The following is a 12,496-nucleotide window of genomic DNA, read 5'->3' on the forward strand; positions in this document are numbered from 1 at the left end:
AAGTTACACAGGAGATCTATCTGGCGTTATAGTCCTAATTAGAAAGAGGGAATGTACAAGTCGTACATTCCTTGAAAAATCCCGCCAGATCAGGATGGTTTAACGCATAAACATGATATTGTGCTGCATCCTCGGAGCTGATCCATGGGATCGGTTTATCCGCTGGCACTGGGTAGAAAAGCAACCCATTATGGATGAGACCCGGAATCAAGAAGTTCTCCATATAGATTTACAAGACTGGGGTCTACAGCATATGTAAGCACCTTAAACACGTGGGCAAACAACAATTAAAGCAACGAAGCACCGCAAAAAACCGGCATGCGCGTAGGCGAGATCAGGATGAAAACACATCTATCCCGACCGACCGTATCCCATCATCTGAAAATATTAAAAGAATCGCAAATTGCGCAAGTCATTTTGCGCTGGCATCTGCAACGCGGAATTATGGTCATTCCCAATCAACGAACCCTCAACGGATTAAAGAGAATATCGAAATATTCGACTTTGAACTGAATGAGGAGGACATGGACCATATACGGCGGTTGGACACAGGTAAGAGATATTCCATAAGCCCGAATGGCTACATGATCAACCCAATTTATATAAATTTGATGAAACTGTTTATTCGCTGATAATCCTGTTAAAATAAAGGGCCATCCCGATCAACCTAAAGACAATAACAATCGTTTTCCAATCTTCAATAAAACTTTCAGCTGCGCCCAGCAGATAATGATTGAAATGACCATAACGATTACAAAGAACAGAAAAACAATAATTTTCATTATGATCAAACGTTTTCCGTCCGGATGTTTGGAAGCTCTGCTGGCAGAGTTATCTTTAGACTTAATCATAGCTCGTATACCGACTATGCAGGCAGTAGCCAGCATTATAAAAAGCATTAAAGTTGCCATTCGTTCAGCAGTAAAAGCGATGAGATTTGATCCTCCCGGACCAGAACCCGTGCGCAAAAACCAATGGCAGAAGGCAACAACAGAAAGAGATGACAGGAACAAGATAAATATAATCTTCCACATCCAGTCGAACAGCTTGAAGAAAGGACCGGGTGGATTGATTTTCTGTTCCCGGCGAACCCGACGCTCGGCGTTTCTTCGATCGATTATTGCTCGTTTGGATTTCATGGATGTCTAACCTCCTGCAGTTTTACTGTTCTTCCTCGTAACATTAAGAATATCACAGTAATGACAATCAAGTCCCATGTTGATTTGAAACCTTTTAGTTAAAAGCTGCGTTTAAAAGCTAGAAGGCAATGAACTTGAATCCAGAAAGGATGTAAGAAAAAAAATGAATAGAAACAAGAAGAGAAATAAGTTAATTGTAAGTGCTATTATGACAGCATTACTGGCATCGCCCCTGGCACACTTCATGGCCGAAGGCCAACCGGTAGCCGCTGCAGCTTCCGTTTCCAAATATAAAGTTACCGCACAACCGTTCAGCATTGAAGGAAAGAAATCAAACATTGGTACGATTAATAAAAACGGATCGACCTATATTGCTCTTAGGAACCTAAATACAGCCCTGGGTTTAACCACCAATTTCAATAAGACTAATCAACTCGTTGAAGTGTCGGGAAATGGACGATCGCTTCAAATTAATCTCTCTAACAATACTATTCATTTGAACGGACAACCGGTCTTTGGACCTCAAGTCATTCTCCAGGACAATACAACTTATTTGCCACTTCGCTTCCTATTGGAGCGGATGGGCTATGTAATTTCATATCAGAATAGTACTAAGCAGGTCGGTATTCAATCGATTAAGGAAAACGACTTGCAGGTTCAAGCGGAAGAGATCGGTGCCGACGGAGATGGCAAATCATTGCTCGTCTACTATCCGGTAATTAAGGGCTATGCAAGAGAGAAAGTACAGGATAAGATCAACGCCTTTTTGAAGCAGGAGACCGACAAGCACATTGCAGCGGGATCGAAGGAAATGGATACAGTCGTAAAAGCGAATAATCAATTACTAATCAAAAATCCAAAGGCTGAAATTCGGCAACCGAGCCTCGATGGCAGATTTACAGTTATGTATAACGAGAATGGAAAATTGAGCCTATATGTGGATTATGATCTTTATATGGGGGGAGCGCACGGAATGACGACGAGGGTTCCTTACACGTTCGATCTCGTAACAGGTGATCTGATTTCGTTGAAGGAAGCAGCAGGTAACGCCGATTATGTCTCTATCATTAACAGCCAAATCACAGATCACATCAATCATCGCGGATTGGAGTTGTCCACTCCATTTAAGACGATTGAAGCTGATCGAGATTATTACCTGAGCCATGATGGTATCGTTATCTATTTCACAGAATATGAATATACTTCCTACGCTGAAGGAATGCCAGAGTTTATTATTCCTTATTCCGAGTTCAGATGACGGAAACTGTGGCTTCAAACTCTAAAAGTCTATCGGAGCATGATAAGTCGTGTAGTGACAGTGAGACGATAAGGGGGAAAGTGAAATGAATACGATCAAGCGCATGATGGACCATCTGTACTGGGCAGACGAACGTATTTTAGACGCGCTCGAGGAGTCAAAGACAGAGAACAAGGAGCTTCTGAAGCTGGTTCGACATGTTGCGGTTGCGGAACGCGTATGGCTGTCCCGATTGCAAGGCAAGGGTAGCGCACAATATTCATTGTGGGAAGAAACGGAAGACTTGACGGCGATCCGGGAGATCTTCGAAGAAAACATCGAGCAATATCGCGTCTATATGGACGGGCTCGAGGAATTCAAATTGGATGAGATCATTGACTATGCAAACCAGAGCGGGGTTCCGTTCCGAACTTCCATCCGGGACATTCTCTCGCAAGTCATCTTACATGGGCAGTATCACCGGGGACAGATTAACCGGGCACTTCGAACCGAATCGGCGGAGCCTGTCCAAGTTGATTACATCACCTTCGCACGACTCTAAAGGGCGGGGAAAATCATCAACATTGCTGTGCCAAGTAATAACAAAATAGTCGCAGAAATAGCCGCCAACCTGGCGGCTATTTTGTTTCGAAATTCAAAAATCTTTTACAACTACGTCGCCGCGGTAAATCTTGACGGTAATATGCTAGACGCCATGAACCAGCCCAACATTATTACCTTTTATAGAAAGAAAAGCTCAGCGGTATGAACCATCAGGATGATCGGCTACCGCAGTCTGCTGCGATTGGCTGCGATATTCGCTTGGCGCGATGCCTGTCCACCGCTTGAACTGGCGGCTGAAATGCGCATTGGTCTTATACCCCAACATCATCGCAATATGGTCTATGTTCAGGTCGGTTTGTTTTAAAAGCCGCTGCGCTTCGTTCAGAAGGGTTTCGGATAGAAACTTGCGTGGAGCGATGCCGTATACCTGCCGAAAAATACGATTAACCTGTGACGGGCTAATGCTCAGCGACTTGGCAATGTCCTGAATCCAGGTTCGATCGCTCTCCTGAATTTCCCCGTGAAGATGGATATATCTTACCGAATCCTCAATGTGCTCAGCAATCTGATGGGCAATAGTTTCTTTTCTCGACAACGTAACGGAAGCTTGCTGAGATAACTGGCCAACCAGGGAACCAAGCAGTTCAAACACGGCGGCATGTACCTTCATTTGTTTGGAGGAAGATAACGAGTTAGACAGATGCTCTGTAGCCAGACCATACAAGGTAGACAGGGAAGAGGAGAGCCCCAGAGCCAAATTCGAATTTGCCGGATAATAGATGTCTTTGCAACGGTTAAGTTCTCTGCAAAAGGATGTATCGTGTATGCTGAAATGCACGGAAAAATAAGTGAACCCCTCCGGTCCGGCTCCGGTGCAAGAGTGGGTCATACCCGGTCGGATGAACAGGAGGTCGCCAACCGACTGACGATAAGACTGCCCGTTGACCACCATGTTCATCTGCCCGTCCATCATCCAGTGAACTTCATACATGGAATGTTCATGAGACGGATAAGTCCAGCTGGAATCAACTTTTCTTGCATGCAGCCCCAATAATTGAAAAGACATGCGAACATCGGGTAGACGACCTAAATACACAGCATCCGAAAGCTTGGTCACAGCAAACCAACCCCCTTGTACGATTCTATATTCCAACATCCTGTCATCGAAGTGTCCTCGTAAATTATTTTCAGTTCAACGGATATAACCTCATCTTAACAGAAAAAAAATGCGTGAAAAGGGTAAATCGTCGGAGTGATTAGAACATCGTCATGAACCATAGCCGGTGCTATGGTAGTATTATCAACCCGATGGGGAAAAATGGAGGCAAGCTTGAATGAGAATTATTCGATTTCTGGACGGACAACAGAAGTGGCTGGCAGCCGTTACGGATGATGAACAAGCGTATCGTTTGCCACAAGCAGATTTTATGACTTTGATCCATCAAGCAAGAAAGCAGGGGATTTCTCCAGTTCAACTTGTTGAAAGCGCTTTTAAACCGTCAAACAAGTTAACTGACGATTGGACTTCCCTGCATCTAATTACTCCATTGGAAGCTCCGGAAGTATGGGCGGCGGGTGTAACTTATCAACGCAGCCGCGAAGCGCGAAATTATGAAGCAACCGAAGGCAAGCTGGATGCAAAAACCTTTTACGATAAAGTTTATGATGCCGAAAGACCGGAGATCTTTTTTAAATCTACAGCAGCCCGCACCGTCGGGCCCAATGAGGCTGTCACACTTCGCAGCGATTCCAATTGGCAGATCCCGGAGCCTGAGCTGGGGTTGGTGCTTGCCGCAGATGGCAGCATTGTGGGATACATCGTTGGCAATGACATGAGCTGCCGCGATATTGAAGGGGAAAACCCGCTGTATCTGCCGCAAGCAAAAATGTGGCGCAATTCCTGCTCGATAGGTCCATCCATTCGTCTGGCGGAAACGGTGCAGAATCCATATGCGTTCAGCATCGTTTGCGAGATATATCGTGAAGCTGAAATAGTTGTCAAAAGCGAGGCAAGCACAAGTGAGTTAAACCGAAAACTCGATGAACTGGTCTCCTTTCTGGCAAGAGATAACGATCTGTTTGACGGTACGGTGTTATTGACAGGCACAAGCATTGTGCCCCCTAATGATTTTACACTTGCACCCGGGGACCGCATTGAAATATCCATTAGCGATATCGGGACACTTATTAATCCAGTCATTTCAAACTAATGTACGAGGAGGATGAATGCAATGACCACATTTCAGGTAGAGCAGACATACAGCAATTACATTAACGGAGAATGGGTGAAGGCGATATCCGGTGAAACCGAACCGAGCATCAACCCGGCGAGTCGGAAGGAGGTAGTTGGTTACGTACCCACCTCAGGCGTAGAGGATCTGAACCGGGCTGTTGCAGCCGCGAAGGAAGCAGCAAAAGATTGGCGGAGGTTATCGGGTGCGGAACGCGGAAACTATCTATTTCAAGCAGCCAATGTGCTGGAACGCCGGGCCGATGAAGTTGCAGAGGCGATGACCAGGGAAATGGGCAAAACACTCCCTGAAGCCAAAGGAGAGACACTGCGTGGTGTCGCGATCTTAAGGTATTACGCCGGAGAAGGCATGCGAAAAACCGGTGATGTCATTCCATCAACGGATAGCGAAGCGCTGATGTTTACGACCCGCGTACCCCTTGGCGTTGTAGGGGTTATTGCTCCTTGGAATTTCCCGGTTGCCATTCCGATCTGGAAAACGGCTCCGGCCTTAATTTACGGTAATACGGTTGTGTTGAAGCCTGCTCAGGAAACTGCGGTCACTGCAGCTAGATTAATGGAGTGTTTTGAAGAGGCGGGCATTCCGGCAGGTGTTCTTAATCTGGTATGTGGCAGAGGCTCAGTGATCGGATCTGCACTTGCTGAGCATCCGGATGTGGGCGGAATAACGTTCACAGGTTCCAATGAAGTGGGCAAACGGGTCGGCGGCGCAGCACTGGCACGTGGGGCCAAGTATCAACTTGAAATGGGTGGGAAAAACCCGATTATTATCGCGGCTGACGCTGACCTGGATTTGGCTGTGGAAGCCACAATCAGCGGAGGGTTGAAATCGACCGGACAAAAATGTACGGCCACCAGCAAAGTCATTATTGAACGAAAAGTATACGATGCCTTCAAAGAAAAACTGCTCTCGCAAATCCAGGAAATTCGACTGGGTGACGGCATGTCTTCTGGAAGCTGGATGGGTCCATGTGCAAGCGAAGGACAGCTCAATACCGTGCTGAGTTACATTCAAAAAGGCCAGGATGAAGGTGCTGTTCTGCTCGCTGGCGGAAAAAGAGGTGACGGTCCGGGACTGGAAGAGGGATTCTATGTGCAGCCTACCGTATTTGAAGGGGTCGAATCCCATATGTCCATCGCCCGGGAAGAAATCTTTGGCCCGGTTCTGGCCTTGATTGCGGTAGATTCCCTGGAGGAAGCGATCGAAGCGGCTAATGATAGCGATTATGGCTTGAGTGCTTCCATCTATACACAGAACGTCGGAGCCATGTTGTCTTTCATCCGGGACATGGATGCAGGACTCGTCAGAATTAATGCAGAAACGGCCGGCGTAGAGCTGCAGGCTCCGTTTGGCGGAATGAAGATGTCGAGTTCACACTCCAGAGAACAGGGGCAAGCGGCTATCGAGTTTTTCACGGCCATCAAAACGGTCTTTGTGAAGTCATAAACTGTGGGAGGCTATCATGTACGAACAGATTACGTCGATTATGGGAGAGACCGCATCCAACTGCTTCGATATCATAGCCCATGCTCCAGGGGCTGCAGGACGTCTGCCTCTAACGGATGATTTGCTGCGGAATGCTCCAAGCGGCGACTTGTTTGGCATGTCCCAGAATGTTGGAATGGGCTGGAAGCCCGGGGATTTGAACGGAAAACAATTTCTGATCTTGAGTACACAAGGTGGCATACGCAATGAAGACGGCAGCCCGGCAGCACTCGGTTACCATACCGGCCACTGGGAGGTCGGCCTACTGATGAAGGCTGCCGCAGAGGAACTCTCAAGCCGGGGAGGAATCCCGTTTGCTGGATATGTCAGCGATCCGTGTGACGGCAGATCACAGGGGACAACCGGCATGTTTGACTCGCTTCCGTACCGGAACGATGCCGCTATGGTATTTCGCAGATTGATTCGCTCGCTGCCAACGCGTAAAGGCGTGCTTGGTGTCGCCACTTGTGACAAAGGTCTTCCAGCGATGATGCTCGCACTTGCTGGAATGCCTCAATTGCCTGGTGTAATCGTTCCCGGTGGCGTCACACTTCCGCCTACCGATGGAGAGGACGCCGGTAAAATTCAGACCATCGGTGCACGGTACGTCAACGGGGAAATTTCTCTGGAAATGGCGTCCGATTTAGGATGTCGAGCTTGTGCTACACCGGGAGGAGGCTGTCAGTTTCTAGGTACCGCTGCTACGGCCCAGGTTGTAGCAGAGGCACTGGGTATGACAGTGCCTCATGCCGCGCTTGCACCTTCCGGGCAGCCCATCTGGTTTGAAATGGCGCGCCAATCGTCACGTGCACTCATCCATATGGAGTCACAGGGGATGAGGATGGCAGACATTGTCACCGATGCATCCATTCGCAATGCGATGACCGTTCATGCCGCGTTTGGCGGATCGACCAATCTGCTTCTTCACATACCGGCGATTGCCCATGCCGCCGGTTTAACCGTACCCACGGTACACGACTGGATACAGGTCAACAAAAATGTTCCAAGGCTGGTTAGCGCCCTACCAAACGGACCGATCTTTTATCCGACCATACGTGTCTTTCAGGCAGGAGGTGTACCGGAGGTCATGCTACACCTCAGACAGCTTGGTCTGTTGGATGAGTCTGTACCAACGGTTACAGGTACTTCATTGGGTCAGGTACTGGACTGGTGGGAATCGTCGGAACGCCGTCATCTCATGCGGACGCAGTTAAAAGAGCAGGACGGTATCGATCCGGACAGTGTCATCATGAGTGTAGAACACGCTCAGCGGCTTGGAATCTCATCGACCGTAACATTTCCAACCGGGAATATCGCTCCAGAAGGTTCTGTCATCAAATCCACCTCTATTGATCCTGCTGTGCTGGATGAGCATGGCGTATACCGTCATCGTGGCAGAGCAAAGGTGTTTACCACTGAACGTGAGGCGATCCATGCGATTAAGACCGGAGGTATTCTGGCTGGCGACGTTGTTGTGCTTCTCGGGCGAGGTCCATCGGGAACTGGAATGGAGGAGACGTACCAGCTTACATCTGCGCTTAAACATTTGCCTTTTGGCAAATACGTGTCACTGATTACGGATGCCCGGTTCTCCGGTGTTTCCACCGGAGCGTGTATTGGTCATGTTGGCCCCGAAGCGCTGGCAGGCGGACCGATTGGCAAGCTGCGGAACGGAGACCTGATTGACATCACGGTTGATCGTAACACGCTGGAGGGCAGCGTTAACTTTGTCGGAGAAGGCGATCTGGAGTTTTCACCGGAAGAAGGCGCTCTCATCCTGGCACAAAGGCCCTTTCATCCAGATATGAGGCCTGATGAAGCTTTGCCGGATGATACAAAGCTCTGGGCTGCATTGCAATCGGTCAGCGGTGGGACTTGGAGAGGGAATATATATGATGTCGAGCGGATCGTAACCGCCCTGGAAGCCGGCAAAAAAGCGCTGGGCTGGTACTGATATCCACCTTTTGTGTATCTGTTGTTGTACAGATCATTACTTTCATACCGGAGGTTTCTTCCATGAATAAGATCCAGAAAATGATCACCAATCCCATCCTTCCCGGTTTCCATCCCGATCCGTCCATCTGCCGAGCAGGGGAGGATTATTATATCGCCACTTCCACCTTTGAATGGTTCCCTGGTGTACGGATTCACCATTCCCGGGATCTGGTTCATTGGCGGCCCATCGCTTCTCCGCTGACTCGTGTAACGCAGTTGAACATGGAGGGCAACATTAATTCCGGAGGCGTATGGGCACCCTGTCTTAGTTACGACAACGGTGTGTTTTACCTGATATACACCGATGTCAAAAGCCGGGTAGGCGCTTTTAAAGATACCCACAATTACCTTGTGACAGCAACGGATATCGAGGGCCCTTGGTCCGATCCGGTGTATCTGAACAGCAGCGGTTTTGATCCTTCCCTGTTTCATGATGAAGACGGGCGTAAGTGGCTGGTGAATATGATATGGGATCATCGTAAGGACAAAAATCGGTTTGCAGGCATCGTTCTTCAGGAATATTCTGTCCAGGAACATAAGCTGATCGGACCGGCCATGAACATATTTAAGGGAACAGAACTAGGCCTGACCGAAGCACCACACCTGTACAAACACAACGACTATTATTATCTCATTACGGCTGAAGGTGGAACCGGTTATGAGCATGCGGTTACCGCTGCACGTTCCCGTACGTTACAAGGTCCTTATGAGGTCGATCCTGCCAATCCGATCCTCACTTCATACGGCAGACCGGATTTAGCTCTGCAAAAGGCAGGCCACGGTAGTCTGGTCGAAACGCATACCGGCGAATGGTACATGGCTCATCTGGTTGGACGACCCGTTCATCACAAATATTGCATTCTTGGACGTGAGACTGCACTTCAGCCGTGTACGTGGAGTGAGGACGGCTGGCTGAGACTTGCGAGCGGTGACCGATATCCGGAGGTTCAGGTGCCTGCACCGAAGATCCCGTCACATCCATTTGAACCGATTACTGAAATGGATCACTTTGATCAATTTGAGCTTCGGCAGGATTGGAATACACTTCGTATTCCACCCGATTCGACTTGGCTCAGCTTGACGGAACGTCCCGGTTACTTGCGTTTGCACGGCATGGAGTCGATGAGTTCAACGCACAGGCAAAGCATGATCGCACGCAGACTTCAGGCATTGGAGTGTGAAGCCGAGACATGTCTGGAATTTGCGCCGGACCATCCACAACAAATGGCAGGATTGATTTTGTACTACGATACCCAGGACTATCTCTACTTACGTGTAACTTATCATGAAGAGAAAGGGCACTGCCTGGGGATTATTCAGTCCAAATACGGGGTATACGACGAACTGCTGGAGGATATTCCGCTAGAGTCGGTGAGCACGCTCCGTTTAAAGGCTGTGGTAGATCAAGATCGCGCCCGCTTTTATTATGCGTTAAATAGTGATTCATCCTGGAATACAGCAGGCGGGTGGATTGATATCACACATCTGTCCGATGAATCTCCGGAGTATATCCGGTTTACGGGAACCTATATCGGTCTTTGTGTGCAGGATCTTGGCGGAACCCGAAAACATGCCGATTTTGATTACTTTATGTATAAGGAAATATAGCATGCAGCTGGTGTATTGGAAAACATGTGACGGTCTTTTTGGAAGGAGCAGGGGACAATCCAAAGAGGACCAAATCACATATTTATCCATGTGAAATTAAAAATCATCAGCGGATTTTAATTTTAATAAGGCACATCTTCCATATAAATCAGTTGATATGGTTGGGACAATGATGGAAATAGAGGCCCGTCGGATTTAACCGCGCGAGATTTAACTCCGAACTTTTGAACCCAAAATGATAAAAAGTCCTTACGTTCACTTGAAACGTTAAGGACTTTTTATCGTTTGGCAATAGAAAAATCTCAGCCTATTTTTTCAATACTCACAACCGTTCTAATGGGTGGCGAGGGTTCTAGTTGGTCAAAGCCAGTAGTAATTCTTACTCTTTGCCCTACCTCAATTGTTTCATATGTTTCTCTATTGACCGAATAATACGAACCTTCCTGGTCTTGTGCTAGTTTTATAAAATCCTCAAGATTTCCATTCTCCAGATCTTCCTTACTTATATTTTGTAGTACAAGAAATTTATACTTGTCATTTTCATCTGTTTTAAATACTACAGTGCCCTCGAAAACTGGATAATTCTCTTTCTCATCCTTGTTAGAACAGCCCGCAAGTATAGTCATACTAATGAAGATAAACAATATTATTTTTTTCATAATAACCTCCTTGATTTGAAATAAAGTTTTCCCCTTGCTTTTAAGTATACCCTACATAAAAAAAGCAAATTATTACTAAAAGGTAATTCATACGAGAAAAGTATGAAACATCGCTTGAGGATTCCTTTAAATAATAAGTTCCTAGAGTCGAAAAAACAAAAAAAGAGGTCACGACGATGGATAGCCTAAAATGGATTCAAAGCTGGTATTATGAAAATTGTGACGGCGATTGGGAGCATTCATACGGTGTGCGAATTGATACGGTGGATAATCCTGGTTGGTCTGTCGAAATCGATTTGTCGGATACATATTTAGAAGATGTGCCATTTGATTCGATTGAAGAAGAGAGAAATGAACAAGATTGGTTCTACTGTATCGTGAGAGATGGAGTGTTTCACAGTGCAGGGGGAGCAAAAAATTTAGAAGAGATGCTTAATTGCTTCAAAAATTGGGCTTCGAATTTGGATAGAAATTAATGATGAACTGACTGAGGATGAGGCCTTGATTGGCTAAATGCCTTTTAGTTTTTTTATTTATAAACCATGGAGAGGATCAGATGATGTATCTAAAAGAATTCAATTTAGATTTACCGTATATTGTAGATGATGAAAATATTGAATCTATAATGAAAGAGCAAAATTGCGATCGCAACGAAGCTACAAAATTAGATTATGCGTTGAATTGGAAATGGAAAAGACGCTCTTTTAGCTTGGAAACTCGCTGTATTACAGCGATGTATGAACGTCTGTTGGGGAAATACAAAACGAAAGATTGTTGGAAAGTCCTAATAGAATGTGTAGAAAACATTACGGATGAACGGATTGTTAACGATTCTGGTGTGTGTTCGGTACCGATCCAATTTAGTTTGAATGATTTTAGTGCAAAAAATGAACTGGAGAAAAAAAAGACTACGCTTCGACTGCTAATGGAAGGCATAGAGAAACTTGCTCTACGTAATAATTGGGAGATTGATCCATTTAGGGAGATAGCTTTGCAAATCGAGGAGTTAGATTATGTAAATGAATGGACTTGGAAAAAGGATGTGAAGAGCCCTAATAAAAAGTACAATGCTAGAGTCATATGTCATCATAATGTAGATAGCATGGATATATTCCTATCTATTTTACAACGTGATGGTACGGAAGTACTTGTAGAGAAGGTCATATCAGAACAACCAGATGAATTTGCCTATGCTGAACATCTAGGTGAACTTACATGGGTATCTGATTTTGAAGTTGCTTTAATTAATAAAACAGGTACTGAAAGGCACTCTGTAACCCTGAAATATTAATTATTTGGCCGCTAAAAAACATTGTCCAGCTGGTGTCATGGTAACTTTTATTATTAGGCATGCTTTTATCTTGAGGTTGGATTCCTCTCGTATAAATGACATGCCCGTTTTTATTTATGCTGTAAATTTCTTGTGATTTTGCGTCCTGTTGGTGTCTGGGCGAGGCCGCCGGCTGCTGTTTCGCGAAGAGATTCAGACATGGCTGATCCAACCTCCATCATGACCTGCACTACCTCATCCGAAGGGATGACGGCTGCATACGGTTA

General features: G+C 46.3%; 11 protein-coding genes and 2 pseudogenes. 9 read left to right on the forward strand and 4 right to left on the reverse strand.

Annotated features, from left to right (window positions below; translation table 11 throughout):
* Positions 1 to 309: 309 nt before the first annotated feature.
* A pseudogene (locus MKZ13_RS16050) lies at positions 310 to 423 on the forward strand (ArsR family transcriptional regulator); the annotation flags it as partial.
* A 239-nt stretch (positions 424 to 662) separates the two neighbouring features.
* Here the strand turns inward: MKZ13_RS16050 and MKZ13_RS16055 are convergent.
* Positions 663 to 1,139, reverse strand: a complete 477-nt coding sequence (locus MKZ13_RS16055) for a hypothetical protein (RefSeq protein ID WP_339176728.1) — start codon at positions 1,137 to 1,139, stop codon at positions 663 to 665.
* A 163-nt stretch (positions 1,140 to 1,302) separates the two neighbouring features.
* On the opposite strand from MKZ13_RS16055, the gene MKZ13_RS16060 reads away from it, so the two are divergent.
* Positions 1,303 to 2,397: a stalk domain-containing protein gene (locus MKZ13_RS16060; RefSeq protein ID WP_339176729.1), complete on the forward strand. Its 1,095-nt coding sequence runs from the start codon at positions 1,303 to 1,305 to the stop codon at positions 2,395 to 2,397.
* 85 nt (positions 2,398 to 2,482) lie between these two features.
* On the forward strand, positions 2,483 to 2,938 hold the full coding sequence (locus MKZ13_RS16065; protein ID WP_221821294.1) for a DinB family protein: 456 nt from the start codon (positions 2,483 to 2,485) through the stop codon (positions 2,936 to 2,938).
* A gap of 195 nt (positions 2,939 to 3,133) precedes the next feature.
* On the opposite strand, the gene MKZ13_RS16070 is transcribed toward MKZ13_RS16065, so the two are convergent.
* Positions 3,134 to 4,057, reverse strand: a complete 924-nt coding sequence (locus MKZ13_RS16070; protein ID WP_339176730.1) for an AraC family transcriptional regulator — start codon at positions 4,055 to 4,057, stop codon at positions 3,134 to 3,136.
* Positions 4,058 to 4,274: 217 nt separating this feature from the next.
* Here MKZ13_RS16070 and MKZ13_RS16075 point away from each other — a divergent pair, with 217 nt between their 5' ends.
* The 4 genes from MKZ13_RS16075 to MKZ13_RS16090 all read left to right on the forward strand — a co-directional run bounded on the left by MKZ13_RS16075 (position 4,275) and on the right by MKZ13_RS16090 (position 10,280).
* Entirely contained in the window at positions 4,275 to 5,150 is an 876-nt protein-coding gene (locus MKZ13_RS16075) for a fumarylacetoacetate hydrolase family protein (protein WP_221821298.1), read from the forward strand.
* A gap of 21 nt (positions 5,151 to 5,171) precedes the next feature.
* Positions 5,172 to 6,638 carry an alpha-ketoglutaric semialdehyde dehydrogenase GucD gene (gene gucD / locus MKZ13_RS16080; protein ID WP_339176731.1) on the forward strand — a complete coding sequence of 489 codons (1,467 nt, stop codon included), beginning with the start codon at positions 5,172 to 5,174 and terminating at the stop codon, positions 6,636 to 6,638.
* A 16-nt stretch (positions 6,639 to 6,654) separates the two neighbouring features.
* Entirely contained in the window at positions 6,655 to 8,631 is a 1,977-nt protein-coding gene (locus tag MKZ13_RS16085) for a YjhG/YagF family D-xylonate dehydratase (RefSeq protein ID WP_339176732.1), read from the forward strand.
* A 62-nt stretch (positions 8,632 to 8,693) separates the two neighbouring features.
* Positions 8,694 to 10,280 carry a glycoside hydrolase family 43 protein gene (locus MKZ13_RS16090; protein WP_221821302.1) on the forward strand — a complete coding sequence of 529 codons (1,587 nt, stop codon included), beginning with the start codon at positions 8,694 to 8,696 and terminating at the stop codon, positions 10,278 to 10,280.
* A gap of 302 nt (positions 10,281 to 10,582) precedes the next feature.
* Here the strand turns inward: MKZ13_RS16090 and MKZ13_RS16095 are convergent, their stop codons facing one another.
* Positions 10,583 to 10,939: a DUF3221 domain-containing protein gene (locus tag MKZ13_RS16095; RefSeq protein ID WP_221821303.1), complete on the reverse strand. Its 357-nt coding sequence runs from the start codon at positions 10,937 to 10,939 to the stop codon at positions 10,583 to 10,585.
* Positions 10,940 to 11,115: 176 nt separating this feature from the next.
* Here MKZ13_RS16095 and MKZ13_RS16100 point away from each other — a divergent pair, with 176 nt between their 5' ends.
* Both MKZ13_RS16100 and MKZ13_RS16105 read left to right on the forward strand, forming a co-directional pair.
* Positions 11,116 to 11,415, forward strand: a complete 300-nt coding sequence (locus tag MKZ13_RS16100) for an immunity 53 family protein (RefSeq protein WP_221821304.1) — start codon at positions 11,116 to 11,118, stop codon at positions 11,413 to 11,415.
* A gap of 29 nt (positions 11,416 to 11,444) precedes the next feature.
* Positions 11,445 to 12,230, forward strand: coding sequence for a hypothetical protein (locus tag MKZ13_RS16105; RefSeq protein WP_339176733.1), 786 nt, complete (start codon positions 11,445 to 11,447; stop codon positions 12,228 to 12,230).
* Between the two features lie 110 nt (positions 12,231 to 12,340).
* On the opposite strand, the pseudogene MKZ13_RS16110 reads toward MKZ13_RS16105, so the two are convergent.
* Positions 12,341 to 12,484, reverse strand: a pseudogene (locus MKZ13_RS16110) (L-serine ammonia-lyase, iron-sulfur-dependent, subunit alpha); the annotation flags it as partial.
* Positions 12,485 to 12,496 lie beyond the last annotated feature (12 nt).

It is taken from the genome of Paenibacillus sp. FSL R5-0701 (genome assembly GCF_037973995.1).
GTDB lineage: Bacteria > Bacillota > Bacilli > Paenibacillales > Paenibacillaceae > Paenibacillus.

Coding starts and splice junctions, on each gene's coding strand:
- MKZ13_RS16055 (WP_339176728.1), bottom strand. CDS start 1,139: ATGAAATCCAAACGAGCAATAATCGATCGAAGAAACGCCGAGCGTCGG.
- MKZ13_RS16060 (WP_339176729.1), top strand. CDS start 1,303: ATGAATAGAAACAAGAAGAGAAATAAGTTAATTGTAAGTGCTATTATG.
- MKZ13_RS16065 (WP_221821294.1), top strand. CDS start 2,483: ATGAATACGATCAAGCGCATGATGGACCATCTGTACTGGGCAGACGAA.
- MKZ13_RS16075 (WP_221821298.1), top strand. CDS start 4,275: ATGAGAATTATTCGATTTCTGGACGGACAACAGAAGTGGCTGGCAGCC.
- gucD (WP_339176731.1), top strand. CDS start 5,172: ATGACCACATTTCAGGTAGAGCAGACATACAGCAATTACATTAACGGA.
- MKZ13_RS16085 (WP_339176732.1), top strand. CDS start 6,655: ATGTACGAACAGATTACGTCGATTATGGGAGAGACCGCATCCAACTGC.
- MKZ13_RS16090 (WP_221821302.1), top strand. CDS start 8,694: ATGAATAAGATCCAGAAAATGATCACCAATCCCATCCTTCCCGGTTTC.
- MKZ13_RS16095 (WP_221821303.1), bottom strand. CDS start 10,939: ATGAAAAAAATAATATTGTTTATCTTCATTAGTATGACTATACTTGCG.
- MKZ13_RS16100 (WP_221821304.1), top strand. CDS start 11,116: ATGGATAGCCTAAAATGGATTCAAAGCTGGTATTATGAAAATTGTGAC.